A 12,656-nucleotide genomic window follows, 5' to 3' on the forward strand; every position below is an offset into this window, starting at 1 on the left:
TGGAACAGCTGAATAAGAACCGTTCGCTCATCGTGCTGCTTATCATCCGCACAGACATAGCTTGAAGGATACTCATGTGTTAATATAAAAGAATTATAGGAGAATTTTGACGAAACGAGGGAGAAGATGGCTATGTCTTTTTTCGATAAAATGAAGCAGGGAGCAAGCGACGCGGCCAGGAAGGCGCAGCAGACCGTAGAAATCACGAAGCTCAAATCGCAAATATCCGGCAAAGAGAAAGAAAAGGATAAATTATTTTATCTCATTGGAACAGCTATACATGCCTCTCACCAGGAGGGGAATATTGCGCAATCCGAAGAGGAGGTTGTAAGCCACTGTCTGAAGGTGGATGGCCTGAATCAGGAGATTCAGTTTCTGGAAGAGCGCATCAAGAATATCCGGTTTGAGAAAACCTGCCCGACCTGCAGCATTGTTGTTCCATTGGATACGAGATTTTGCCCCGGATGCGGGACGCCTTTTCCTGAGGAGCCAAGACCTGAGAACACGATTGGCGAGATCCGTGTCATCTGCAATCATTGTCTGACGGAGAATGATCTTAGCAGCAAGCACTGCCTGTCTTGTGGAAATAAGCTCTCGGGCGGTGAACCGGAGCGGCTCGAGGAAGAACCGGGATATTAAACACAGCGCACTGTTCTTATTTCATGCGATGGCAGCCTTCGAGGAAGGCTGTTTTTATTTTGTCCTTTATAAGTATGATTTGAAGAATTAACGTTACTGGCAAGCTGTGCCGGTATGGCATAATCGATACTATTGTTTTTGTGAATACGCTAGGAGTTGATGCTCTCCCGCCATCCAGAGGCAGGGTTCTTTTGTCGTTGTGCAGCATAAGTTTCATTTTCTCCCGGAACGGATATGCTAGAATGCAGCAGGCGGAAACGCCAATTTGAGCCGGCGCAAACAAGTTGTGCCGCGGCATAAATGTAAGGTCTTTGCCAACACTGTTTCTCTAGACCCACACGATATTGGTTTAGTATGATAACGACATCAGAAAAAATGGCACGAGCGTAAGTTACATAAAGAGAAAGAGGTGCCTGGCATTGAATCAGTATCAGGAGATAAGACAGGGCGAGAAGGGAGCCTTGGTGAGTATCGGGGCGTATATCGTGCTGTCGGGCTGCAAGCTCGTGGCCGGGTACGGGTTTGACTCCTCGGCGCTTGTCGCCGACGGTTTCAATAACCTGACGGATATTGTCGCCTCGACCGCGGTCCTGGTTGGACTGCGGATCTCACAAAAACCGCCGGATAAGGACCATCCTTATGGACATTTCCGTGCGGAAACGATCGCGGCTCTGATCGCTTCTTTCATTATGGCCACAGTAGGGATTCAAGTGCTGATTGATGCCTTCAAGTCTTTGTTTGCCGATCATAAGGCTGTTCCGGGTCTAGTCTCCGCATGGATAGCGCTGGCGGCCGGAGCGGTAATGGCGGGTGTCTACATATATAATAAAAGATTGGCCAAACGGATTAATAACCAGGCTTTGCTCGCAGCGGCCAAAGATAATTTGTCGGACGCGCTTGTCAGCGTTGGAGCGGCTGTGGGGATAATCGGCGCACAATTCGGTTTGCCGTGGCTGGATCCGGTAGCTGCACTGGCGGTAGGCGCTATTATTTGCAAAACGGCCTGGGAAATCTTCTACAGCTCGACTCATGCGCTCACGGATGGTTTCAATGAGAACGAGCTTCACTCCTTGCGCGGGACGATTGAGAGCACACATGGTGTCCGTTCCATCAAAGACATTAAAGCCCGTGTTCATGGCAGCAATGTCTTGATCGATGTCGTAGTGCAGGTAGATCCGGAGCTGACGCTTGTCGAGAGCCACCGGATAAGCGATGAGATTGAGCGGCGCATGGAGCGCAAGCATAATATAATGAGTGTTCATGTTCATGTGGAGCCTATGGGAATGGAAGATGGGGAGCAGCCTGGCTCAGAGCCGGCTCAGACCTGATAGCATTAACCGGCGCGTATAGCGCTGGTTTTTTTTGTCACCATTCTAATGCCGGAGAGCCAAACATATAATAGCCTTCTAACGGATATTTTTTCTCCATGGTTCCAAAAAAATGGGTTTCTGTCCAGAGAATATGGGTAAGGATACAGTAGAGCCTTTAGTTGGCTTATGTTGCTGTTCATTGAGGCAGAGATTTCTCTATCATAAAAGCAGCAGCATTGGGGAAAAAGATACAAGCAAGGCTGTGTGCATACTCAGATACAAAGGAGGCGTTTTTATGCTTTTGCCAGTGGAATCCAAACAAATTGCTTTCTGCTCTTATAACGAAAATGAGTCCTTGCTGCATGTCTATTTTCATACCGGTGAAATTATTGCGTTTCCTTCTATAAAAAAAGGGGAATATCAATCCATCATCGACGCGACAAACCGCTATGACGTATTAATGGATATCACGCAGAAGGGACATGAGGTGCCGGGCTATCGTGTGGATTGGCAAACAAGTGCCGAGGCTTGGCAGAACATGTAATTGAAATGATTTCCAATGGATGAATTATGAGACAAATTTAATGCAAAAGAACCATAAATGTAAAATATGAAAGACCGGATCGATAATGGAAACAATTACCTCGGAACTAAAACTACTGGGATAAAATAGTTCCAAAGTACTTATATAGGACCGATTGTAAAAGGTATATTAATGTCATGAAAGTAAGATTTGGCAATGGTTTTTTTCCAAAAGCATCCCTTCGGGGGTGCTTTTTTTTATTATTTATGTAATCGCTTTCATAATCCTAATATCCTATACCTGCCATGGTAAATTAAGCCGAAGGTATGATTTATCCTTGAAACGGGTGGAAAGTACAATGGGAAAGGGCGAGCAGGATTGACCTAAATTGGAAGATCAAGGAGGGGTATGCTAAAGGAACTAAATTGTTATCCATCGGAACATGAGAATTGAAATCACCGCGAATATATCAAAGCAAGCCAAAAATGGAGGTCATCACTGGAATGAAAAAACGTACAACTATGATTTTGGCCCTTATTCTGATTGCTCTATTGAATGTCCCCTTGACGGCTATGGCAGCATCGGCGGAAATTGTAGCCTCGGTCAGCTTTCGGAGCGGCCCATCGACATCCAGCAGTGTGATGAAGTATCTGCATGCCGGTGACAAGGTTGAAATATTGTCTGAAGTCAACGACTATTGGTACCAGGTAAAAGATTCCGGGGGCAGCACCGGCTATGTGTCCACCTCCAGCCGTTATATCAAGCCGTCGGCAGCTTCGGGAGGCAGCGCGCCGGCAGGTACGGGAACAGGAACAATCATATCCTCCGTTTCCTTTCGTGAAGGACCTTCCACCAGCGCTGCGCGCATGCGTTATCTGGCCAGAGGTGAAACGGTAACCATTCTGAGCCAGCCGAACTCCTACTGGTACAACGTAAGGGATTCGCACGGAGTGACGGGATATATCAGCACGGACAAGCAGTACATACAAGTAAGCGGACAGCCGACGGCTCCTGTTAATCCGGGCAATGGAAACAACGGAAGCGGCGATCAGAACGCACTGGTCGAAAAAGTGATTGCTGCCGGCATGAAATATTTGGGCACGCCTTATGAGTTCGGCTCCGACCGCAATACGACGACAACCTTTGACTGCTCCGATTTTGTCCGGACGGCATTCAAAGACGGCATCAACCTTACTTTACCGGCAGATTCCCGTCAGCAGGGAACTTATGTCAAGCAAAAGGGTCATACCACAACAAACTGGCAGCAGCTGAAGCGCGGAGATCTCATGTTCTTCATGTCCTATAAAGGAACCTCCAAATCGGCCTATTCCGGCATTGATAAATCAAAACAGACGATTACCCATGTTGGAATCTATCTGGGCAATGGCCAAATCCTGCAGACGTACTCCAAAGAATCAGGCGGCGTCCGCACGGACACGATTGCCGGCAAGCATTGGGAATACCGCTTCATGTTCGGCGGAAGCGCGATTTGATGATAGAACCGGGCATCATCCTCATAAGGATCACTTGAAGCCCGATAGCTAATTAAAAATCCCCGTCAGGAAGCGGGACCCGAAACGGTCCCGTTCTGGCGGGGATTTTTTATTGGAATGCGGACAGCTTCTTGGATACACTCGCCCTCGCAAAACATGGGGAGTCAATGCTGATTATGCGCGAAAGTTAAGGAGTGGTGCTGCGCAGGACGGTCATTTCGCCGTCAAGCTCATAGGCGCCGAGACTGGCGGGAAGCAGAAAGCATTCTCCTGCCTTGATCTCCTGCTTGCCTCCGCTCCAGCCAATGGCTCCCGTGCCTTCAGCCACCACGAGGATTACGAAGCTCTCTGCAGTCGTGGAGAGCTTCCACGGTGCCCGCACCAACCCTTTTTCAACGATAAAATAGGGTGATTTGGCAATTTGCAGCCATTCATTGGCCTTGGCCGCATCCGTCTTCATCCTGGTTGCGCCTGCGCCCTCATAAGCAATGACATTCAGTGAATCTTCAACATGCAGCTCGCGGAGCTTGCCGTCCAGACCTGGGCGGTTGTAGTCGTACACCCGATAGGTCGTATCGGAATTTTGCTGAATTTCGGCTACGACGACACCGGCGCACAAAGCGTGAACGGTCCCTGCCGGAATATAGAAGGCATCTCCTGCTTCCACGGGGACCTCCTGCAAACAGCCCATAACCTTGCCTTCCTCAATGGCTTTGGCGAGAATGCCGCGGTCAACGCCGTCTTTGAGGCCATAAATGATTTTCGCACCAGGTTTGGCTTCAAGAATATACCACATTTCCGTCTTTCCGAGCTCGCCAGCGGGCAGGCCTTCGTAAGAATCAGTCGGATGGACCTGAATGGACAGGTCATCATTGCAATCCAGCAGCTTGATCAGCAGCGGGAAGCGGCCGTTGCGCTCGGAAAATCCTTTTGTTCCGAAGAATTCCCGTCCGTATTTTTCTCTGATGTCGTCAAGTCCAAGTCCGGCCAGCTCGCCATTCATAACTTTGGTTATACCGTTAGGATGATCGCCGATCATCCATCCTTCGCCAATAGCGCCATCCGGAAGCTCGAGTCCAAACTGTTCAAGGGCGCGGCCGCCCCAAATGCGTTCTTTCATTTCGGCTTTGAATTGCAGGGGATAAGCTTGTGTCAAGTGGATCTCTCCTTTATTTATGTATAGTGGTGTGCCGGTTCTATCGGCCAGGGGCAGGCTGGAACATCTCGAGAAACTCGCCATCGGGGCCATAAAAGAAAAAATAACGCGCTCCATTGGGCAATGTCGTGATTTCGGTGTCTCTTAATGGAACGCCAAGCTGCTTGATACGGGCAAATTCTGCCTCAACATCATCCACGGTGAAGGCGGTATGATGAGTTCTGCCTTCAACAGCCAGCTCTCCTTCGTAGCCTTCCACCAGCTCAAGCTGGGATTCCTGGGCGTCAGCCCCCGCGAGAAAAGCAAGACGAATGATGCCGTTGGTGTGCGTCATGGTATACTGATGCTTCAAACCGACTACTTCGGTATAAAAGGGAATCGATTGATCCAAATCCTTAACCATGATGCCTACATGCTCCAGTTTACGTACAGCCATTATAAATTCCTCCTTATAATTTCAAGCGATTGCTCCGGGATTAGTCTTTGGTCTGGATTGATTTCTTCTCTACCGCCAGCAGGAAAGGCGAGGCAGGCTTCTGCGGCATGCGGTACAGCACAGCTTGTCCCGCACCCTGGGGCAGCGAGGACGCCCATTGCTCCACAGCAGCGGCTTCCTGATCGCCTCCGGGGTGGCCGGGATACAGCACGATTGTCAAAATGCCGCCCGGACGAAGCAGCCCAAGGGACGCATCCAGGGCGGCGAGCGTAGATGCGGTCTTTGTGATAATGGAAGTATCGGCCTCAGGTCCCGGGAGGAAGCCAAGATTGAACATGACAGCGCCCAGGCGCTTCCTGGAATCCTCCGCGATATGCATGGCCATGCCGGCATGGCTGCCATGAATCAGACACAACTCGGGAAGCCGCTCCCGGGGGAGGGCCGAAGCAAACCGCTCCTTCGTGCGCCGGAGAGCCTGCTCCTGAATATCGAAGGCATATACACGGCCGCGGGGGCCGATCTGCTCGGCCAGGAACAGAGTGTCATTGCCATTGCCGCATGTCGCATCAACAGCTGTATCTCCGGGAGACAGCCGGTCGCCAGCCAGCTTGTGCGCCATGCCCAGAACGGATAGGAACCCCATTCTCAGCCTATGCCTCCCATAACCGGCCCTGCCAGGTATTGCGGCGGCTGAGCTCATCATCAATGGCATTGAGCACTTCCCACTTCTTCAGGCTCCACATGGGTCCGATAAGCAGGTCGCGGGGAGCGTCGCCGGTCAGCCGGTGGACAATCATCTCCGGAGGGAGCAGTTCCAGTGTATCGGCGATCAGACCAATATATTCATCCTGGTCAAGAAAACGCAGCAGACCGGCTTCATATTGCTTGACCATGGGTGTCTTGCGCATCAGATGCAGCAGGTGGATTTTGATTCCCTGTATATCCATGGCTGCCACCGCGCGCCCTGTATCCAGCATCATCTCATGTGTTTCCTGGGGCAGGCCGTAGATAATATGCGCGCATACGCGTATTCCTCGCGCCCGCAGACGTGCGACGGCATCCTTATAGCATTCGGTATCATGCGCCCGGTTGATCAATTGCGACGTGGATTCGTGAACCGTCTGCAGTCCCATCTCTACCCATAGATAGGTGCGTTCGTTCAGCTCCGCCAAATAGTCCACCACATCATCCGGCAGGCAATCCGGTCTTGTCGCGATCGACAAACCAACGACACCAGGCTGGCTCAGAATCGCTTCATAATATTCACGGAGCTCTTCAACAGGAGCATAGGTGTTGGTATAAGCCTGAAAATATCCAATATAACGCGCCTCGGGCCATTTTAGATGCTGCAGATCCCTGATCGTATTAAACTGCGTGACCAGATCGTCCCGGCGGCTGCCGGCAAAATCTCCCGATCCCCGCGCGCTGCAGAATGTGCAGCCGCCGGCAGCGATGGAGCCATCGCGGTTGGGGCAGGTGAACCCTGCATCCAGCATGACCTTGAATACTTTCCCGCCGAACTGCTCGCGCATTTCATAGTTCCAGGTATGGAACCGTTTATCCGACCACTGCCTGGGTGCAGCGCCCGGATGGTCAATCTGCGTAATCGCCTGCATAGCATGTTCTCCTCTTGCATAAGTCATCTTGCAATCATTAATCACAATTGTATCGAAAATTTGCACGGAGCGCTACGCCGCCGCCCCATCTCAATAATAATCCAGTTTTAAACGACTGGAGAACCCCATTATTTACTGGAAAAAAATCCGCTCAAATTAACGAAAAAGGCTTGCAATACCTTACATAAAGTGTTATATTAAAAGTGCGACAAATCAACATTTTCGGTTATTTCACCCTTATTCCAATCACTTGTCATAGCTTGTCGGTTTTCTGGAAATTCTATTAACTAAAAACCGTGAGGTGATTCAGGATGAACACGCAAGTGAAAATTCCCCAAGGGGACGAGAAGGTTACGATTCAGTTGACGCGCAAGGAAATGATGGCACTGGCCGGTATTCGCTTTCATGGCAACCATAATATTGAAGTTTCAGCTCGCAAGAAGCTGAATGAAGCTTTGGTGGAAACCTATGAATCGGACAGCGCGCAGGGCAATTCCCGTCAGATACTTAATTAAAAAGGTTTTTTGAATATACAGCCTAAGCCGAGCGGCGAGACTTCTGACGCCATCGGCTTTTTGTTTTTTTATATTTGGGGCTGGTCTTTACAAGCGGGCTGTTGTTCGGCACAATAAGGACGAATAAGGGTAAAGCGATATTGGAGGAATCAAGCGACTATGCGTCTTAGAGGAAGAAAAGGAATTCGGGAAAGCTTGGAAGCGCAGCCGGAGCTCGTCGTTCTGGAGGCGGCGCCGCTCAAGGGGCGCTGGAGCGAATTATTTGACAATGACCATCCTATTTATGTGGAGCTTGGAATGGGCAAAGGACGTTTTATCACGGATATGAGCGTTCGAAATCCTCAGATTAACTACATCGGCATTGATATGTACGACGAGCTGATTCGCCGGGCAAGCGACAAGGCGCGCATCGCCTGGGCGGAAAAAGGGGAAGAGAATCCGCGGAATCTGGCGCTCGTCCGTGCTAATATCGAGACGATCGAAGACATTTTTGCTCCCGGGGAGATCCAGCGCATACATTTGAATTTCAGCGATCCCTGGCCAAAAGGCAAACATGCGCGAAGAAGGCTGACCCACTCGCGGTTTGTGTCGAAATACATCGAGATTCTGAATTCACTCGGTGAAATTCATTTCAAGACAGACTCCCAGTCTCTGTTCGAGTTTTCGCTGAACAGCTTCGCGGACATGGAGCTTCATATGCGGAGCATTTCACTCGATTTGCATAAGGAAGGATTGCGCGACGATCTCGTGCTGACTGAATATGAAGCCAAATTTGTCGATCGCGGCAATCCGATCTACCGGGTGGAGGTTGTCATCGGCCAAGAGGCTTTGTCTGCGCACAGGGAAACCAAGCGGCAGACTCAGTTGAAGGACCAGGTGGCGCACACCAGCATCGAGGTCAGCGATCCCAGTACAGCCCCTGCTGCAACATCAGAGGGATAATGCAGTCCCAGATACATCCTCGACCATCCGACGGAGACGCCAAGAATAAGAGCGACCGGCAGCAGCAGAGGCATCAGAGCGGATTCTGCGGCCAGCCAGGGCATCAGCCAGGCAAAAATAGCTGTGGTATGTCCGGATGGGAATGAGGAATCACATAATGGCTTGAGCACTGTGTTTACCTTGGGCAGAGCTTGATGCGGTCTCAAACGCCGGAATTTGCGCTTCACAAGCGCGACCGGTAAATGGCTGATGGCGACTGCAATCGCCGCCTGCCAACCAGCGGTATGCCAGGGCTCGGCGGCCAGCAGCGCGCATAATAGGGCGGTGACCAGTGTGAACGTCGCGCCGCCCGTATGCGTGATCATATTCAACCATCTTCCCAGCCATTTATTCAAACCCCGATGGGAAGGTCCGCGGTTCACCCACAGAAATATCCGCTGCTCATTGGATTGCAGCCAGTACACGACTCGACTCACAGAGCAAACCTCCTTCCTTAAGGCGAAGCTGGATTTTCCGAATTTATTTTCAGTTTACAGCCGATTTGTTCACGCTGTGTCAATCCGCATCATTTGCTTATCACTATTTAACCACATATAGGCTTATACGAACTAGGGTGCAAATTAGAGTTCCAGTTCGTTTCTTGTATCTTGCGAGCTATTTGGGGGCGTTTATTCAAAGAAAAACGCCTATTTTGCATGGACGGGAGAATTTAATCGTATTTTGACCGAAAATTTCCGTTTTACAATCGGCATAGGATGGTTAAGATGTTATGGAGATACATGAGAAGCTTAAGTTAGGATACTGTCCAAAACGCCGTATCCAATGGTGAATGATGGAAATATGCCTTTGCGTTCATCATTTCGTCACATTGGAAACAGGCTTGGATGAAACTTTTCCCATTGTATTTTCGTTAAGTAAATGGGCAGCATTTTTCGTAAACGAGTCAAAATAAGGGAGTAACGACAGAAAAACATGGTTTGAGCTCATTGAATGGTTATGTAAGCCCTTTTCCAAGCTTACATGACCGAAAAAAGGCCATTTGCGCTTTTGACAAAAAGAATAATTGTGTGGAAAATCATTATGGCTGCGGAAAACAAACATAAAACCGCATCAATGAACAACGCACGCAACAAAAAACAGAGAGAATATGAAAAATGGGGTCTCAAGGGGGCAGTAAAAGTTATGGTCAATTCTCTTTTAATTTTTTTCCAGATCTTCTTGGCTTTCGTCGGTGTTTACCAGTTTACAATTTCGTTATTCGGTATCGTCAGAAAAAAGAGACATCTCAACCACAAACCGCAAAAGTCGTTCGCAGTGCTTGTCGCCGCTCACAATGAGGCGCAGGTGGTCGGGGCATTAATCGAAAACCTGAAAAAGCTTGATTATCCGAAAGAACTTTACGATATTTTTGTCATTTGCGACAACTGCACAGATACCACCGCCGACATTGCACGAAGCCATGGCGTTCATGCCTGCGAGAGGAAAAATCCGCATTTGCGCGGCAAAGGACATGCGATTGAATGGATGCTCAAGGAGCTGTGGGGCATGTCCCGCCAGTACGATGCGATCGTCATGTTTGATGCCGACAACCTGGTCGGTAACGATTTCCTCGTCCACATGAATAATGACCTTTGTGAAGGCAAGAAAGTCATTCAGGGTTATCTGGATACGAAGAATCCTGCCGATTCATGGGTTACAGCATCGTATGCCATCACGTACTGGTATTGCAACCGGCTGTGGCAGCTGTCCCGCAGAAACCTGAACATGGCCAACTACCTCGGAGGAACAGGCATGTGCTTTGACTCCGAGCTGTTGAAGGAAATGGGTTGGGGAGCAACCAGCCTGGTAGAGGATCTGGAGTTCTCGATGCGGTGTGTAAAACGCGGTATTCACCCGGTACTTAATTACGACGCCAAGGTATACGACGAGAAGCCGCTGACCTTCAAGGCTTCATCACGCCAGCGTCTGCGCTGGATGCAGGGGCATTTTACAGTAGCGCGGCATTACTTCTTCCCGCTGCTGTGGGCGAGCATCAAGGAGCGCAATTTTGTGAAATTCGATGCCGCACTGTATTCCATCTCGGTGTACAATACCTTTATCGGCTTTGTAGCGACTGCGATGCTCTGGATGGATAATATTATTCCTGCCCATAATGCCTTTACGTCGATTTATTATTACCTGCCGTATTGGGTGCCGATTGTTGCGATCTCAGCAACAGCGGTCATGTTCCCGCTCGTGATGATTCTGGAAGGCATCAAATCCGGCAAGATGTATGCGCATCTGCTGTCCATGATCGTATTCCAGCTCTCATGGCTGCCTATTACGTTCTATGCCTTCTTTACACAAAACAACAAGCAATGGAGCCATACCCAGCATACGCGTGTGCTTCGTCTGGAAGAAGTGCAAAGCAAACAGGTCTGATCTGACTTCGCTTGTCATTTGATGATTGACATCAATTGGATTGTTATGCTATATTAATTCGGTAGCGCCAGAATGTCTGGTGTTAAGCAAAAGCAGAAGCACCCGCTTCTCACCTGTCCGGCAGTCGGCTGGCTGGTTCGCGATCGATGATTGACTTAGGCTCGCCGCTAGAGAGTGGCGATGATTGAAATGCCTACAATCTTGGTTAATGGAATGCGGGTCCGTGCGGATCCGCATTTTTTATTTTGTTTGTGATTCGCAAAATTTGGAGGTGGCAGGTTATTAGCAGGGAACATCAAATCAACGATGAAATTCGGGCCCGCGAGGTACGTGTAGTAGGTGCCGAGGGAGAACAAATCGGAATCAAATTATTTCGTGAAGCGCTGCAAATGGCAATCGATTTAAACATGGATCTTGTTAACATTGCGCCCACTGCGAAACCGCCGGTTTGCCGCATCATGGATTATGGCAAATTCCGCTATGAAACGCAGAAGAAAGAGAAGGAAGCCCGCAAGAATCAGAAGATTGTGGACACCAAGGAAGTGTGGTTCCGTGCCAATATCGACGAGAACGACTACCAGACAAAGTTCCGCAATGTTGTGAAGTTTCTGGGTGAAGGCGACAAAGTGAAATGCTCCGTCCGTTTCCGCGGCCGCGAAATTACGCATGCATCCGTCGGTCAGAAAATTCTTGACCGGTTGGCGAAGGAAGTTGCCGATCTGTGCGTGATGGAACGTATGCCGAAGCTTGAAGGCCGCAGCATGATCATGATATTGGCGCCCAAAACAACCAACTAACGTTTAATCTATGAGGAGGATCATCAAATGCCTAAAATGAAAACACACAGCAGTTTGAAAGACCGCTTCAAAATCACCGGAACCGGCAAAGTAAAACGCTTCAAGGCGTTCCGCAATCATTTGCTCTCCGGCAAGTCAGCCCGTCAAAAGCGTGTACTGGCAACGCAGCCGCTTATGGCAGCAGGCGATGTACGCCGCTTGAAGCAAGGTCTTTCAAACTTGAAATAGTACATTACGAGAGTAAACATAAGCATAACCAACATTCGGGAGGTTTCTATTCATGGCAAGAGTTAAAGGCGGATTTGTCCGCGCACGTCGTCGTAAAAGAGTTTTGAAGCTGGCTAAAGGCTACTTCGGCTCCAAGCATCGCCTGTTTAAAACAGCAAAAGAGCAAGTGATGAAATCGCTGCTCTACGCATACCGCGACCGTCGTCGCAACAAACGCGATTTCCGCAGACTGTGGATCGTTCGTATCAATGCTGCAGCACGTTTGAACGGGCTGTCATACAGCAAGTTCATGTTCGGCTTGAAACAAGCTGGAGTTGAAGTGAACCGCAAAATGCTCGCTGACCTTGCCGTCAATGACATTAATGCATTCAACTCGCTTGCAGGCATCGCAAAAGAGAAAGTAAACGCGTAGCGTTTACACATAGCATGAAACAAAAAGAGCCTTCCATCTATGGAACAGGCTCTTTTTTGTTGTGTCCATTGAAATTTGCGAAATTCAAGGCATGTGACCCTATCCCGCTGCCTATGCTCAAAGAAGTAACTAAAAACAGGACAACCGCACGGCCTATCTTTGTCCCTT

Annotated in this window: 15 protein-coding genes and 1 other annotated feature; of the genes, 10 read left to right on the forward strand and 5 right to left on the reverse strand. The window is 49.4% G+C overall.

Annotated elements, in window-relative coordinates; translation table 11 throughout:
* Positions 1-132: 132 nt before the first annotated feature.
* From ACFOLF_RS26770 to ACFOLF_RS26785, 4 genes are all read left to right on the forward strand, one after another.
* Positions 133-639, forward strand: coding sequence for a zinc ribbon domain-containing protein (locus ACFOLF_RS26770; protein WP_210045475.1), 507 nt, complete (start codon positions 133-135; stop codon positions 637-639).
* 419 nt (positions 640-1,058) lie between these two features.
* On the forward strand, positions 1,059-1,967 hold the full coding sequence (locus tag ACFOLF_RS26775) for a cation diffusion facilitator family transporter (RefSeq protein ID WP_210045476.1): 909 nt from the start codon (positions 1,059-1,061) through the stop codon (positions 1,965-1,967).
* Between the two features lie 277 nt (positions 1,968-2,244).
* The gene (locus ACFOLF_RS26780; protein WP_210045477.1) at positions 2,245-2,493 is read left to right on the forward strand and encodes a hypothetical protein; all 249 of its coding nucleotides are present in this window, start codon (positions 2,245-2,247) and stop codon (positions 2,491-2,493) included.
* 482 nt (positions 2,494-2,975) lie between these two features.
* The gene (locus tag ACFOLF_RS26785) at positions 2,976-3,965 is read left to right on the forward strand and encodes a C40 family peptidase (protein WP_210045478.1); all 990 of its coding nucleotides are present in this window, start codon (positions 2,976-2,978) and stop codon (positions 3,963-3,965) included.
* Positions 3,966-4,152: 187 nt separating this feature from the next.
* Here ACFOLF_RS26785 and ACFOLF_RS26790 read toward each other — a convergent pair whose 3' ends face one another.
* The 4 genes from ACFOLF_RS26790 to ACFOLF_RS26805 are packed head-to-tail and all read right to left on the reverse strand — an operon-like array spanning position 4,153 to position 7,173.
* The gene (locus tag ACFOLF_RS26790) at positions 4,153-5,121 is read right to left on the reverse strand and encodes a type I phosphomannose isomerase catalytic subunit (RefSeq protein WP_210045479.1); all 969 of its coding nucleotides are present in this window, start codon (positions 5,119-5,121) and stop codon (positions 4,153-4,155) included.
* A 40-nt stretch (positions 5,122-5,161) separates the two neighbouring features.
* Entirely contained in the window at positions 5,162-5,557 is a 396-nt protein-coding gene (locus ACFOLF_RS26795) for a VOC family protein (protein ID WP_210045480.1), read from the reverse strand.
* A 40-nt stretch (positions 5,558-5,597) separates the two neighbouring features.
* Entirely contained in the window at positions 5,598-6,200 is a 603-nt protein-coding gene (locus tag ACFOLF_RS26800; protein ID WP_210045481.1) for a class I SAM-dependent methyltransferase, read from the reverse strand.
* Positions 6,201-6,207: 7 nt separating this feature from the next.
* Positions 6,208-7,173, reverse strand: coding sequence for a TIGR01212 family radical SAM protein (locus tag ACFOLF_RS26805; RefSeq protein WP_210045482.1), 966 nt, complete (start codon positions 7,171-7,173; stop codon positions 6,208-6,210).
* Between the two features lie 311 nt (positions 7,174-7,484).
* Between ACFOLF_RS26805 and ACFOLF_RS26810 the strand changes: the two genes are divergently transcribed.
* Both ACFOLF_RS26810 and trmB read left to right on the forward strand, forming a co-directional pair.
* Positions 7,485-7,688 carry a hypothetical protein gene (locus ACFOLF_RS26810; RefSeq protein WP_210045483.1) on the forward strand — a complete coding sequence of 68 codons (204 nt, stop codon included), beginning with the start codon at positions 7,485-7,487 and terminating at the stop codon, positions 7,686-7,688.
* 159 nt (positions 7,689-7,847) lie between these two features.
* Positions 7,848-8,630, forward strand: a complete 783-nt coding sequence (trmB, locus tag ACFOLF_RS26815; RefSeq protein ID WP_210045484.1) for a tRNA (guanosine(46)-N7)-methyltransferase TrmB — start codon at positions 7,848-7,850, stop codon at positions 8,628-8,630.
* Here trmB and ACFOLF_RS26820 read toward each other — a convergent pair.
* Complete coding sequence (locus tag ACFOLF_RS26820; protein WP_210045485.1) at positions 8,549-9,106, reverse strand: phosphatase PAP2 family protein; 558 nt, start codon at positions 9,104-9,106, stop codon at positions 8,549-8,551. The genes trmB and ACFOLF_RS26820 overlap by 82 nt on opposite strands.
* A 706-nt stretch (positions 9,107-9,812) precedes the next feature.
* Here ACFOLF_RS26820 and ACFOLF_RS26825 point away from each other — a divergent pair.
* The 4 genes from ACFOLF_RS26825 to rplT all read left to right on the forward strand — a co-directional run bounded on the left by ACFOLF_RS26825 (position 9,813) and on the right by rplT (position 12,488).
* Positions 9,813-11,051, forward strand: coding sequence for a glycosyltransferase family 2 protein (locus tag ACFOLF_RS26825; RefSeq protein ID WP_210045486.1), 1,239 nt, complete (start codon positions 9,813-9,815; stop codon positions 11,049-11,051).
* 84 nt (positions 11,052-11,135) lie between these two features.
* Positions 11,136-11,300 (forward strand) — a sequence feature (ribosomal protein L20 leader region).
* Between the two features lie 5 nt (positions 11,301-11,305).
* Complete coding sequence (gene infC / locus ACFOLF_RS26830; protein WP_379219634.1) at positions 11,306-11,848, forward strand: translation initiation factor IF-3; 543 nt, start codon at positions 11,306-11,308, stop codon at positions 11,846-11,848.
* Positions 11,849-11,875: 27 nt separating this feature from the next.
* Complete coding sequence (gene rpmI / locus ACFOLF_RS26835) at positions 11,876-12,076, forward strand: 50S ribosomal protein L35 (RefSeq protein WP_210045487.1); 201 nt, start codon at positions 11,876-11,878, stop codon at positions 12,074-12,076.
* A 52-nt stretch (positions 12,077-12,128) separates the two neighbouring features.
* Complete coding sequence (rplT, locus tag ACFOLF_RS26840; protein WP_210045488.1) at positions 12,129-12,488, forward strand: 50S ribosomal protein L20; 360 nt, start codon at positions 12,129-12,131, stop codon at positions 12,486-12,488.
* Positions 12,489-12,656 lie beyond the last annotated feature (168 nt).

Source organism: Paenibacillus sepulcri (genome assembly GCF_042647105.1).
In the GTDB taxonomy this organism is placed as follows: Bacteria; Bacillota; Bacilli; order Paenibacillales; family Paenibacillaceae; genus Paenibacillus_Z; species Paenibacillus_Z sepulcri.